This window comes from Commensalibacter melissae (assembly GCF_003691365.1).
GTDB lineage: Bacteria > Pseudomonadota > Alphaproteobacteria > Acetobacterales > Acetobacteraceae > Commensalibacter > Commensalibacter melissae.
Genome location: NZ_CP033087.1, coordinates 976,205 through 991,664 on the forward strand (window position 1 = coordinate 976,205; position 15,460 = coordinate 991,664).

At 44.4% G+C, this 15,460-nt stretch carries 3 protein-coding genes; 2 read left to right on the forward strand and 1 reads right to left on the reverse strand.

Translation table 11 applies throughout. The features are described from left to right. The first annotated feature begins 296 nt into the window (after nucleotides 1-296). Entirely contained in the window at nucleotides 297-14,348 is a 14,052-nt protein-coding gene (locus D9V35_RS04470) for a two-partner secretion domain-containing protein (RefSeq protein ID WP_122123540.1), read from the forward strand. Further along, nucleotides 14,345-15,184: a hypothetical protein gene (locus D9V35_RS04475; protein ID WP_122123541.1), complete on the forward strand. Its 840-nt coding sequence runs from the start codon at nucleotides 14,345-14,347 to the stop codon at nucleotides 15,182-15,184. Before D9V35_RS04470 ends, D9V35_RS04475 begins: the two co-directional genes overlap by 4 nt. Here the strand turns inward: D9V35_RS04475 and D9V35_RS09340 are convergent. Continuing rightward, a complete protein-coding gene (locus D9V35_RS09340) occupies nucleotides 15,135-15,404 on the reverse strand; it encodes a hypothetical protein (protein ID WP_162988576.1) in 270 nt (89 codons plus the stop codon). The two genes, D9V35_RS04475 and D9V35_RS09340, sit on opposite strands and share 50 nt — an antisense overlap. Nucleotides 15,405-15,460: the final 56 nt, after the last annotated feature.

Genomic DNA, 15,460 nt, shown 5'->3' on the forward strand with positions numbered 1-15,460 from the left:
AAATATTGACCACTATTCCCATAATTATTTATGGAAAATTGGTTTAAATAAAAAATAATAAACACTGAGTTATATTAAAAAAATAAAATTTTCATGGTTATAAAATTAAATAATACTAAAACTTATCAACGGTTTTCGATTATATATAAAATTATTCTTTTTAAAATACATTTTTAATAATTTTAAATAAAAAATTATTGTTGCTTCGAGCTAAATTATATATATCATATCAAGCTTTGATTAATTCTTAGAATTTATTTTTAAATATTTATTTTAGTATTCCTATTAGGTACCCTATGTTTAAAACTAAATATAATCCCTTTTATATTTCTCGAATTTTGCTAATAAAACGTCTAAAATACACGATTGTGACGGGATTATTCTTGGGAGGGAACCTTTTTTCTACCTTTCCGGTTTATGCCGGGCCCAGGCCCGCTTCTAATATAGTGGTTGATCCAACAGCCCCGGTAAATAAACGGCCATCTATTGATGTAACGAATAATGGAATTGATCAGATCAATATTGCACATCCCAATAATGCTGGTGTTTCACATAATCTTTTCAACCAGTATAACGTTAATGAATCTGGTCAGATTTTAAATAATTCGTCCACAATAACCAAGACAAAACTGGCTGGACAAATCACGGGCAATCCCAACCTGAATGATAATCATAATGCTAATTTGATTATTAATGAAGTGACTGGACGTTCTCCAACCAGATTGCTTGGATATACTGAAATCGCGGGTAAACAGGCTGCCCTGGTTATTGCCAATCCCAGCGGAATCACTTGTGCGGGGTGTGGATTTGTCAATACAACAAGAACCTCTCTTGCAACAGGTAAGACCCAGTTTGATCAGGAAGGCCACCTGCAGTCTATCAATATAAATGATGGAGAAGTGGCATTTGAAGGAAAAGGCGGGAATTTTGCCGAAGTTCCCGTTTTGGATATTATCAGCCGTAAAGTTAGGATTGAAGGACCTGTAAATGGTCAGGATATTAAAATCACCGCAGGACGCAACATTTATGATTATGTAAATGGAACTGCAACGGCGCAAGAACCAGATAACAGTCAAAGACCAGAATTTGCTATTGATACATCTGTGTTGGGCGGGATGACGGGCAATCATATTCAAATGATGGTTAACGAAAAGGGAGCCGGAGTCCGTGTAGATGGCCGTATGGCATCTACGGCTGGCGACATGCAGCTGACTGCTGATGGAAAATTGCTTATTAATGGTGAAATGTCAGCCCGCAACAATTTACATGCCAAAATTGATATTGTTGAAAATACAGGGACGATAGGGGCCGACAAACAGCTCTCTTTGCAGGCGAATTCCTTGACAAATTCTGGAAAGATTATTGCCAATGGAAATGATAGGAATCAACTTTCAATCCGAGATAATCTAACAAATTCCGGATCGATTCTAAGTCAGGCAGAATTACAATTGACTGCGCAAAACATCAATAATACCCAATCAGGTATGATTAACTCCCAACAAAATCTTTTCCTGTCCGGCCATGATGTAGTGAATAATGGGCAAATGAATGCTGTGAATGGATCTTTACAGGGAATTTTTCAGGGGAATGTAACTAATCATGGCACCCTTGTTTCCAACAATATGGTAAATCTTTCTACGGCTGGTCGTTTTGACAACAGTTCAGGCCAGATTGGCTCTCTGAACAAAGGGGATGTAACGGTTCATGGCGGGGATATCAATAACCAGTCCGGCCTGATCCGTACGGGTCAGGGGAATGTGTCATTGACAGGCTCCTCACTTGACAATGGCAATGGTTCTATCCTGACCACACAGGGGGATATCGGGGTTCAGGCAACGGGTAAGGTTGTCAACATGAATGGCCGGATAGGAACGCAGGCATCCGGGAATGTCAGGGTTTCCGCCTCTGGAGATATCAGTAATGATCATGGCCAGATAGTCACTCCCTCGGGTATTGTGGATATTGGTGGCAGACAGCTGAATAACGATAATGGCCAGATTGGCTCGAATGCGGGCAATGTTCATATAGAGTCTGACGGTTTGATGAACCGTTCAGGGATGATTCTGGCTGGCTCGGACAATGGCTTTGGGGATATTGTTTTTCATGGCGGTGACATTGAGAACAGCAATGGCGTTATCCAGGCGAGCTCAGGTGTTGTTGAGCTTGGAATGGGCAATTATACCGATACGGAGAAGGGACTGGTCTATGCCGGGAAGAGCCTTCAGGTCAATGCGGGCGGGAACATGGAGGTTTCGGGGAACATTCAGGCTCGGCAGGATCTGAGCCTTGTCGCGAACAACCTTTCCCTGAATAACAAAGATGCCTCCATTAGCAGCTTGAACGGGGATGGAACACTTGCCATCGCCAATAGTCTTCTCAATGCGGGAAGTCTTTCTTTTATCAGGGGACGTTTAACACTTTCAGCGGGTTCATTTAAAAACCATGGTAATTTGATCAATGGAGAGGGTGAACTCCATGTTGATATTAATGGTGATCTCGACAATCAAAATGGTTCTTTGGTTACAAATGCTCATGATGCTGTTATTCAAGCCAAGGGCGATATTGACAATACGAATGGTCAGATTGGCGTTAAAACGGATGGCAATGTTCAAATAAGGGGCCAGAAGCTGACCAATAAACAGGGTTTGATCCGCACGACCAATGGGAATATTTTACTGGATGTTGCTGGATTGGACAACGGAAGCGCCTCTATACTGACAGACAATGGGACAGTCAATGTCCATTCCGGGGGCGATATTGACAATACTGGTGGCCAGATTGGTATAAAGACTTCTGGCAACCTGACCTTGAATGCCGGGGGAGATATCCGGAACAATCAGGGTCAGCTTGTCACGTCTGCGGGCAATGTTGAACTGTCCGGAAACACTCTTGACAATACGAATGGTCAGGTTGGCAGTCTGAAAAACGGGAATTTAACTCTTGTCAGCAAAAATGATTTTATCAACAAGAATGGCAAGTTCATTACCCCTGCCGGTAATATTCAAATTACCAGTGGTAATTTCAATAACCAAAATGGTAATTTAATCACGAGTTCAGGGGATATTGTTTTTCATGGCGGTGACATTGAGAACAGCAATGGCGTTATCCAGGCGAGCTCAGGTGTTGTTGAGCTTGGAATGGGCAATTATACCGATACGGAGAAGGGACTGGTCTATGCCGGGAAGAGCCTTCAGGTCAATGCGGGCGGGAACATGGAGGTTTCGGGGAACATTCAGGCTCGGCAGGATCTGAGCCTTGTCGCGAACAACCTTTCCCTGAATAACAAAGATGCCTCCATTAGCAGCTTGAACGGGGATGGAACACTTGCCATCGCCAATAGTCTTCTCAATGCGGGAAACATATTTGTCTCGCAGGGCGTGTTGACAATCAAAGCTGGCTCCATGGATAACAGAAATCAGATAAATACGAATTCAGACAAACTAATGCTTGATATTCAAGGAGATATATTAAATCATTCAGGTAGTATCTTAACCAAGAATAATGATATTTCCCTAACGGCAAAAGGTAAAATTGACAACAGTTCAGGCCAGATTGGCTCTCTGAACAAAGGGGATGTAACGGTTCGTGGCGGGGATATCAATAACCAGTCCGGCCTGATCCGTACGGGTCAGGGGAATGTGTCATTGACAGGCTCCTCACTTGACAATGGCAATGGTTCTATCCTGACCACACAGGGGGATATCGGGGTTCAGGCAACGGGTAAGGTTGTCAACATGAATGGCCGGATAGGAACGCAGGCATCCGGGAATGTCAGGGTTTCCGCCTCTGGAGATATCAGTAATGATCATGGCCAGATAGTCACTCCCTCGGGTATTGTGGATATTGGTGGCAGACAGCTGAATAACGATAATGGCCAGATTGGCTCGAATGCGGGCAATGTTCATATAGAGTCTGACGGTTTGATGAACCGTTCAGGGATGATTCTGGCTGGCTCGGACAATGGCTTTGGGGATATTGTTTTTCATGGCGGTGACATTGAGAACAGCAATGGCGTTATCCAGGCGAGCTCAGGTGTTGTTGAGCTTGGAATGGGCAATTATACCGATACGGAGAAGGGACTGGTCTATGCCGGGAAGAGCCTTCAGGTCAATGCGGGCGGGAACATGGAGGTTTCGGGGAACATTCAGGCTCGGCAGGATCTGAGCCTTGTCGCGAACAACCTTTCCCTGAATAACAAAGATGCCTCCATTAGCAGCTTGAACGGGGATGGAACACTTGCCATCGCCAATAGTCTTCTCAATGCGGGAAGTCTTTCTTTTATCAGGGGACGTTTAACACTTTCAGCGGGTTCATTTAAAAACCATGGTAATTTGATCAATGGAGAGGGTGAACTCCATGTTGATATTAATGGTGATCTCGACAATCAAAATGGTTCTTTGGTTACAAATGCTCATGATGCTGTTATTCAAGCCAAGGGCGATATTGACAATACGAATGGTCAGATTGGCGTTAAAACGGATGGCAATGTTCAAATAAGGGGCCAGAAGCTGACCAATAAACAGGGTTTGATCCGCACGACCAATGGGAATATTTTACTGGATGTTGCTGGATTGGACAACGGAAGCGCCTCTATACTGACAGACAATGGGACAGTCAATGTCCATTCCGGGGGCGATATTGACAATACTGGTGGCCAGATTGGTATAAAGACTTCTGGCAACCTGACCTTGAATGCCGGGGGAGATATCCGGAACAATCAGGGTCAGCTTGTCACGTCTGCGGGCAATGTTGAACTGTCCGGAAACACTCTTGACAATACGAATGGTCAGGTTGGCAGTCTGAAAAACGGGAATTTAACTCTTGTCAGCAAAAATGATTTTATCAACAAGAATGGCAAGTTCATTACCCCTGCCGGTAATATTCAAATTACCAGTGGTAATTTCAATAACCAAAATGGTAATTTAATCACGAGTTCAGGGGATATTGTTTTTCATGGCGGTGACATTGAGAACAGCAATGGCGTTATCCAGGCGAGCTCAGGTGTTGTTGAGCTTGGAATGGGCAATTATACCGATACGGAGAAGGGACTGGTCTATGCCGGGAAGAGCCTTCAGGTCAATGCGGGCGGGAACATGGAGGTTTCGGGGAACATTCAGGCTCGGCAGGATCTGAGCCTTGTCGCGAACAACCTTTCCCTGAATAACAAAGATGCCTCCATTAGCAGCTTGAACGGGGATGGAACACTTGCCATCGCCAATAGTCTTCTCAATGCGGGAAACATATTTGTCTCGCAGGGCGTGTTGACAATCAAAGCTGGCTCCATGGATAACAGAAATCAGATAAATACGAATTCAGACAAACTAATGCTTGATATTCAAGGAGATATATTAAATCATTCAGGTAGTATCTTAACCAAGAATAATGATATTTCCCTAACGGCAAAAGGTAAAATTGACAACAGTTCAGGCCAGATTGGCTCTCTGAACAAAGGGGATGTAACGGTTCGTGGCGGGGATATCAATAACCAGTCCGGCCTGATCCGTACGGGTCAGGGGAATGTGTCATTGACAGGCTCCTCACTTGACAATGGCAATGGTTCTATCCTGACCACACAGGGGGATATCGGGGTTCAGGCAACGGGTAAGGTTGTCAACATGAATGGCCGGATAGGAACGCAGGCATCCGGGAATGTCAGGGTTTCCGCCTCTGGAGATATCAGTAATGATCATGGCCAGATAGTCACTCCCTCGGGTATTGTGGATATTGGTGGCAGACAGCTGAATAACGATAATGGCCAGATTGGCTCGAATGCGGGCAATGTTCATATAGAGTCTGACGGTTTGATGAACCGTTCAGGGATGATTCTGGCTGGCTCGGACAATGGCTTTGGGGATATTGTTTTTCATGGCGGTGACATTGAGAACAGCAATGGCGTTATCCAGGCGAGCTCAGGTGTTGTTGAGCTTGGAATGGGCAATTATACCGATACGGAGAAGGGACTGGTCTATGCCGGGAAGAGCCTTCAGGTCAATGCGGGCGGGAACATGGAGGTTTCGGGGAACATTCAGGCTCGGCAGGATCTGAGCCTTGTCGCGAACAACCTTTCCCTGAATAACAAAGATGCCTCCATTAGCAGCTTGAACGGGGATGGAACACTTGCCATCGCCAATAGTCTTCTCAATGCGGGAAGTCTTTACAGTTCTAAGGGTTATTTAAATTTATCGGCATCTTCTCTGTCCAATTCAGGTTCTATATTCGGTAAAACAGCAACGCAATTATTAATAGGCAATCTTTTAACTAATGAAGGTTCTCTTTCCGATACAGATAATACTTTAAATGGTGGAATGATCCAGTCAGAAGGTGACATTAACATTACAGCAAATTCTCTGAATAATACAGGGATAATCAATGGATCAAAAGCGGTTACCCTGACACTGGGTGGAGATGTTATCAACCATTCTATGGGTCAGTATTCAGGCGTAATTCAGTCTGGAAAGATCATGCAGCTGACGGCTAAAACCCTGCAAAATGACAATGGACAAATTTTAAGTGATGATAATTTACATTTAAATGTTTCTGATAAAATAAGTAATGGAGGATTTCTGCAAGCCAGTAAGGGATTAACGTTATCAACATCTTTTTTAGACAATTCAGGAAATATTCTGGCGCTAGATGGTGATTTGGCTATTATACCCTCACAACTTATCCCTACTTTGTCATCAATTACAAATACAGGCAAAATTCAGGCAAATGGAAATATTATAATCAATGCTGCTGTCTATCAAAGTGATGATATGGCTTTATTGACAGCACAAAAGCAAATTCACGCTACCTATACTGGTAATGTTGGTAATAATGGCCAGATTGCAGCAGGTTCTGGACTGGATTTAACTTCTAATTCCTTAATAAACGGAATTTCAGGATTGATTTATACCGGTAATAATGATCTGACCCTGACTGTGATGGGGCAACAGGGATTATTTAATCAGGGAAATATTCAAACAAATGCTGTGGACGGTCATCTTTTACTAAATAGCCTAACCATGATTAATGAGGGCATCGTTTTTGCAAAAGGGAAAGCCACTTTAAAGGCTAATCAGCAGTTCATAAATCGGATTAACCAAGATCATGTTGGTCAAATTCTTGTTCAGGGAGGTGACCTGACGGTTTTTTCTTCAAAGTTTAACAATGCAGGAATCTTGATTGGTCATCAGAATTTACAGCTTGTTGCCTCCGTTCTGGAGAATAACGGATATGTATCTGCTGTTCGCTCATTAAATATCCAAACATCAGAGAGCACAGGTAATCAAACAACCCATTCTGGAATTTCCTTTAATAATGAAAAGCTTGCTTCTGGTTCATTGATTGGTGACACTGTTCAGATATCTTCACAGGTTATAGATAATGAAGGAGGATGGATCCAGGGAAAAAATACAGTCAATCTTACAGCTGACAGGATTGATAATATTCTTGATGGTGTCATTTTATCAACAAATGCGAACACAATATTGCAAGGAAGAGGATCGACAGTTCAGGAAAGAGTTCCAGTTAATATAATTGACAACAATCAGGGGAATATACAGGCTTTCAGTGATCTTTCAATTGCGGCTAAACAATTGAATAACAATAATGGTGTATTGACCAGTCAAAAAGGAAATATCCGTATCAATCAAGGTTCTTCCGCTCTTGCGCTTGAACAGTTTTTAAATGAAAAAGGAACGGTTCAGTCTTTTGGTGATATTGATCTTGCTGCCAATCATCTTGAAAATTCTGAAGAAAGCAAAATTCTTTCTAATGGATTATTATCACTTACGATTGGTTCTGATTTTGTAAATCAAGGGAATTTATGGGGTGAAAGAGGTATAAATCTGTCTGCATCCAACCTGGTTAACACTCAAAGCGGAATGATCAGTGCAGATCAAGGTTCTATTATTTTTAATATTCAGAAAGGATATTTGAAAAATCAAGGAATCGTTCAAAATATTGATACGTCAGGGAATATCTCTGTATTCGCCAATACGTTTGTGAATGATAATGGCAGAATATATTCCAATTCGGATATAAATTTACAAGCTGATTCTTTGTTATCAAATCAAAATAATGGAGAGATTACTGCCTATAAACAAGGAAATATAACGCTTTCTGCTTCCGCTTTGAATAATCAGGGGCTTATTCTTGCAGGAGGTCAACTTGTTGCTAATAGCTCGGCAGATATCAATAATCTTGAAAACGGTTATTTATATGGCTCTAAAGGTTTAGTTCTTAACTCCAATACGGCTATTCACAATCAAGCCCATGGTCAAATCGGATCAGACACAGGAACATTATCGCTTGTTGCGCCTCGTGTAACATTGGACAGATATGGGCAGGTTCTCACCTCAAATGGCACGGCAGATCTGATTGCTTTGCAAGCTCTAAATAATAAAGGATGGTTGCAAGCAAAACAAAATATCCAGATTTTTACACCATCTTTGGATAATTCTGAGGGAGTAATTATCAGTACAAATGGTGGCACGACGATCGCGCAAAATCAAAATGGAAACGGATTAAATGAATTAAACAATTACAAAGGAACTTTGCAAGCTGCAACAGGAATGAACCTTTATGCCAAGAATATAAACAATCAGGGTGGAATGATAATAACGCAGCAAGCTACTGATGAAAATGTTAGGGGGAATATGGTTCTTGCTGCTAACCGGCAAAATCAGGCACTATCCTTTTTAAACCTGAATGAGAACGGTATTATACAATCTTCAGGTAATATAGATATGCACGTCCTAAGCAATGGACTTTCATCCACCGGCCAGATTCTTTCTGCTGCCGCACTGAATGCAACAATTGAAGGGGATCTAAAAAATAACAGTATTATCTTCGGGGCGTTAAGGGGAGCAAATGAAGGTGGTCTGGTTAATCTCAATATTCATGGAGATTATGAAGCCGGACAGGATGGTGGGATAACCTCTAATGGCGATATTCATGTCACGGCAAGAAACATCATAAATAATGGTGTCATATTGGCCATGAATGGATTGGTCTTGGATGGGACCTCGCTTCAAAACAATCAATCTGGATTATTAAGTAGCGGAAACAACCTGACAATCAACATTAAAGGCAATAATGGACAAAACACGCTGAATAATTATGGGGTTATCCAGTCGGATTTGGGATCTATCGCCATGGATGTTGATGGAGATATAATCAACAAGGGAGGGTTAATTCGTACACAGAGCGCCAATGGGGATATTGCAATCAAGTCCGCCTCTTTTACCAACAGCTATACTGGGAAACTTGTTACGGAAACAATTGACAGCACTACTATTTATGATAAGGCTATTAACGATGAAGGACAGGAAGGATACGGAAAATCCAACAAACAGATAGCCCTTGAGGAAGACTTAAATACAAGTGGCTGGGGTGGGGATAGCAATTTATACAAATATTTTTGGAAGGGTAATGTAAAAATGATCAAGGTTTACGCTCCCAAAGATATGTACAAAGCGGATGGAACCCCAGCAAGTGGTTATTTTTACATGTTTCTATCCCAAGGTAGGGGTAATCCAAAAGCCAGGATTGAGGTGACGGAAACTGGAACAAGAACAACCTTGAAAGGCAGTTCAGCCATTGTTACGGCCGGTCATGACTTGATCATTGAAACTTCCGGAAAGATTGTCAATGATGTAAGTCATTTGGAAGCGGGTCATGATATGACCCTGAATGCGTCATCCCTGGATAATATCGGGTATAAAGATGATATAACTTTTAAACTGGTATGTCACAATGGTAAACTTTGCCGATCCCTATATCCAAAAGATCCAGCCAATGCAGCCAATCCTCCTTATTCACATCCACCTCCATTAGATGGTAACAATAAAAATATTGCATATGTATGGGGGGATAGTTCATATAATCCCGGATTGAGCGGCACGATTATGGCAGGTGGAACCCTGATAGGGATAGTGGCCAATCAGGTTAATAACCGGACAATCAAGATACATGCATCTCCTGATGACTATGTCACGGTCAATCCAAGCCTTCCATCAGGAAAACAATTGACATCTGTCCAGAGTGAAACAGGCAGAAACGGATTGAATGGGCCTGGAGAAGGTAATCTGGCCAATAATTCATCAAGTGGAAAAGGGGTAAACGGTCAAAACACCACGCTTCCAGGATATGGTGGGGTAGGCAATCCCGAGGGAATTGATCCGGGATTGCATGTCCATCTTCCAGGTTTTAATTATCAGGGAGTGTCTGAAAGTGTTGACGATATACTCTCATCCATTGCCGGTGGACACGCTTTGTTCAGACCTAATCCGGATATTAAGGGCAATGACACCGCCAGTATTGGTGAAATAACCGGAGGAAACATTCACAGTATCAATAACGACAATATCAATAATAATAAAACGAGTGGTAATATTAATATTAATGGTAACAGTAACAGCAATATTAATAGTAATAAAACAATTGGTAATATCAATGTTAATGGAAACAGTAATATTGACAATATCAGCAATAATGAAAGTCTTGCCAAACCCGGTACAGCCCCAGCCAAGGTAGGGCGGGCGGTAAATATAAACGATGCGGGCAAAATCAGTGAAGCTGCCACCCAGCAGGGTAAGGTCAATACAAGTGGTGTGCCGGAGGGATCAAGCTATCTTATTGAGACCCGTACACAATATACCTCCTTGCAGAAATTCTATGGGTCGCAATATCTGCTGGATCACCTGAATATTGCCGGCTCATATATGTTCCTGGGGGATGCAGGGTTTGACAGCAACTATATCCAGCAGCAATATCTTCAGGCCACAGGGCACAGCTTTGTCGGTGGAACCTATAACAATGCCGCTGATATGATGAAGGAACTCCTCGACAATGCGACCGATGAGGCCGACCAGCACGGGTTCAAATTCGGCACCGCCTTGACAAAGGAGCAACAGGCCTCACTTGCGAAGGATATTGTCTGGTATGTTCCCGCGCTGGTTGATGGCAGACAGGTGCTGGTTCCCCAGCTGTATCTTTCTCCAAAAACCGCGGTGATATCTGGTGCCGCCATCGTGGGCAAGGATGTCGGTATCCAGGCCGGCTCCATTCTCAATTCCGGCCTGATGGAGGGGACACACTCGATCGCGCTCACCAGCACACATGGCAACATCATCAATGATGGCGGAACCATAAGGGGCGGGGACATGTCCCTTAATGCCCAGAACGGCTCGATCATCAACCGCGACACGATCAACAACTATCTTGTTGAGGGGGGAACGTCCTCCTATCTTGGTTCACAGGGAAAGATCCTTGCCTCTGGAACCATGGGGATCAAGGCGAGTGACAGTATCATCACCCGAGGTGGAAGCATCCAGTCCGGATCCGATATGGCGATGCAGGCCGGTTCGATCGATATCGGTGCGGCACAGCTGAATGCCGCCGCCTCCAGCGCCAGTTACGGAAAGCATGAAATGCTGGCCTTTAACGGTAACCAGACCAAGAACTATGGAACCATGGTCAGTGCCGGTAGAAACGCCATCCTGCAATCCACAAGGGGTGACCTGAACCTTGCGGGCAGCACCCTGAATGTCGGGGGTGATGCAGCCCTGTCATCCGCGGGCAATATCGGCCTGAACGCCGTCACGGACAAGGGCCTCACCGATGTTAGGGGACATAAATCAGGTGCCTTCAATTCAAGTTCGTTTGAGGAAAAAAGAGCCTATACCAATGATATTGGATCGGCTGTCATTGCGGGTGGACAAATCGGCATCTCTGCGAAAAACGATGTTAGCCTGGCAGGGGCTGTCGCGTCCAAAAATGATGTTAATATCAACGCTGGCGGTAATATAACCGAGAACGCGCTAAACTATTCTAACGATACATATGATTATCACCAGACGAAGAAGTTCGGTTTTTTCACGAACGAGGCGCAATTGAGCGTGCAAATTGGCCAAAAGAACGTCACTGATAAAAAGTCGACATCCAATTCCCTGCATACGGCCAGTGACATTATCTCAACCGAGGGTAATGTTAACCTGAATGCAGGCAAGGATATCAATATCAACGGTTCCAATGTTATTGCGGGCAGGGATATCAATATGTCCGGAGATTCAGTGAATTTCAATGCGGTCCAGGATGTTTTCAAGGGCGACCAGAAACATAAGGACAGCTTTACGGGGATAGGCCTGAGTGCTAGTGGCTTGCTGGCGAATCTTGCGAAGACGGGCTTTGCGGCGGCCAACACGACGGATGAGAGAATGGAGGCGCTAAACGCCGCGGACATGGCGAGCCAGGGTCTCAACGCGGGATTGGGGAAAAGCGGGATCCTGACGGGAGCGTTTGCCCATGGAGCGGCGACAGCCGTTGACTACAACCTTATAGGGATCACGGCGACCTTCACGCATTCATCGAATAAGAGTCACATGACGTCGACGACGGTCACGGATACCGGATCGACCATAAAGGCTGGAGAGAAAGTGAGTGTGAATGCGGTGAAGGATATCAAAGCCACGGCCAGCAGTATCAGCGGGAACGACGTGATATTCAATGCGGGCCGGGATATCAGCCTGAATGCGGGATACAGAACCAGTCGAAGCAAGACGACCAGCTCCGGGAACAGGGAGGATATAGGGGCGAATGCCAATGTGGGAGCGCACGGGTTCGCGTTTGGAGCGAGAGGGGATGCATCGGTGAGCTGGGGCAAAACCACGACCTATGGCAGGACGGCCATTGACACGGTCGTGAATGGAACAAACTCGGTCACCATCAATAATGAAAACGGCAGGCTCGCTCTCAATGGGGCGCAGATTGTCAACAAAAATCCCGATGTGAGAAACGGGGATGGAACAATCACCAGGGGAACACCAAGCAACGGTTCCATCACCATCAACACAGGAAGCATGTCCATTGCAACGCCGCAGAATGTCAACAGGTATCACAGCAATAACAAGACGGTTGGCATGGAGTTCAGCACACCCCTTAGCGACTATCACAATTGGGGTGAGGGAAAACAGCAGGCTAATAATTCAGGCGATAAAAAAACTTTAGGAAATAGAGGTAATAATACAGAAAAACCTTCCAAACTCAATAAACCTGACACGCCCTACACAAACGTTGATCTCTTCGGGGACATACGTGTCATTGACAATGATTACGCGTCAACAGAAAAGGAGATGTCTGGGATTTATGCCGGCACGGGAGGGCTGAATGTCAATGTGAGGGGGGACACGACCCTGACAGCCGGCGCCATCACCAGTGCCGCCGATGCCTCCAGAAACCAGATCACCACAGGAAGCCTGCAGGGCAATTCAGTCAGGAACCATTCGATATGGAGCGGTTTCGATATCCAGATGAAACAAAATCTTGATACCAAATATGGTATAGATACGGTTGGCACGGTTGAGGGTGGTAAGGAAGTTATAAGTATTCCAGGGAACATACTCGGGAATGGAACGGGCACGAGGATATCTGGCAACAGCATCGTTCACAACAAGCATTCAACGACTGAATCCGTGATCGGGGACAATATCGTTGTGAACGCGGGCAGCGTGAATGGCCATTTCTCGCATGATATCAACGAGGCCAACGGCTATATGGAGGACAAGTTCAATCCTGGCAAGATCAACAATGATTTCAATCTCCAGAACAAGGCGACAGAGGTCATGAACAAGTATGGCAACATGATTGTCGACACGGTTGTCAGTGCGAACAAGCGTGCGGAGAACGTGAAAAACGAAGAGGACAAACTGGATCTCAATCATGCGCTTTCGGAAATCGGCCTGAATAAGAAACCTGATGAATCCCTGATCAATGGCGCGAACGCCACGGCGATAGTCGGGGCCGCGTCCTCGATTGGCGGGGCGATCATGGGGGGGGGCAATGTCGGGCCAACGGCCGCGGGTGCAGCCGGTGGTTTGGCTGGCAACATCATCTATAACCACTTCTTCCCTGATGGTCCTTTCGGAAAGAATGACAATAGACTAAATCCCAATAGCCCTAATTATCATCAGAACAATAATACATATGGTCAAGTAGGTGGATTTGGACAAGCTGTTACCCCAGTTTCATCTTCAAAAAGTCAATCTCAAAATAATAATGAAAAAAATATAAAATACGATGACACGACGGACATAAACAAGATAGCCAGCGGTATGATCCATACCGGTATCATTGGCGGGGCGAGTGCGATTACCGGGATTATGGGCGGCAGTGACAATCTCAATGGCACCAACACAGCCATTGACGCCATCACGGGTGGCCTGACAGGACTTGCCCAGAGTGCACCCAAAATTGAGAAGGGCAAAAACAGGGGTAAAAAGCCGGCCGATAAAGCGGGGTCGAAACCCAAAGCCGAACAGGCTGACAGAAACCCGGAGCAGACTGAACAGAAAGGGGATACAAAATGAGACTTTATTCTTTGGCTAGTTTAATGATGCTGTGTTTATCTCTAACCGCCTGTGCCAACAAGTTTTATATATCTATCTGGAATGAAAAGGGAGATGCGAAACCCCTTTCCAAAACGGATGATGTAATCAGGGTCGTTGTTCCGGATAGACTTAAAAAATATGTTGCCAAGGCAAGAAGTGATGATCCCGATTGGTTAGCTAAAGGTTCAAAACTTGCATTTTATATAGGTATGGCTAAACTTGATACGGAAGAGAGATTGCAAGATTTAGGCTATCAATTAACAGATACAGGTCTTAATTCAGGAGGTGATGGAAAACCTAAAAAAATAAAATGGATTGATAGCCAGGGTAATGAAAGACAGGCCATGACACATGGAGGAAAACCAACCGTATTTGCATTGGTTGATTCTCAAGTTCTGGATACCTATACACAAAGGTTTATATCCAACGAACCATATTCAAGCGATCCAAGCACAGGTGCGACCACCATGTGGACAAGTCATGTCGATGAGGTCACCATGAATAAAATAGTTTATGGAATTAAACTGGTAAGACCTATTGGTAAAGACAATCCCCTTTACCAATGCAACAATTCCTCTTTGAGTACTGATTTTTGTACTTTTCCTGAGGGATATTGGGAATATGATACACGTTATAAAACAATTTTCTATGGCGTGGGTACGATGACAACGAATGCTAGAAGCTCAGATTATATAGAAAATCATTTGACCTCATCGGTATTGTATCAATATCCCAACTTGCTGGGCAAAAAACGTATTCATCAGATCAGCCAGCCTTTCTTCCAGGTAACCAAAGTGACTGATACTCCCCAATAAGTTTATAAAGCATTCTTTTTTCTTTTGGTATGACGACACGACGGACATAGACAAGATAGCCAGCAGGCATGATCCATACCGGTATCATTGGCGGTGCGAGTGCGATTACCGGCATCATGGGTGGCAGTGACAATCTCAATGGCACCAACACAGCCATTGACGCCATCACGGGTGGCCTGACAGGACTGGACCAGAACACACCCAAGATCGAGAAGGACAAAAAGCCGGCCGGTAAAGCGGGGCCGAAACCCGAAGCCGAACAGGCTGACAGGAACC

Excerpts from the sequence above, each read along its gene's own strand:
- D9V35_RS04470 (WP_122123540.1), top strand. The coding sequence starts at position 297 with ATGTTTAAAACTAAATATAATCCCTTTTATATTTCTCGAATTTTGCTA.
- D9V35_RS04475 (WP_122123541.1), top strand. The coding sequence starts at position 14,345 with ATGAGACTTTATTCTTTGGCTAGTTTAATGATGCTGTGTTTATCTCTA.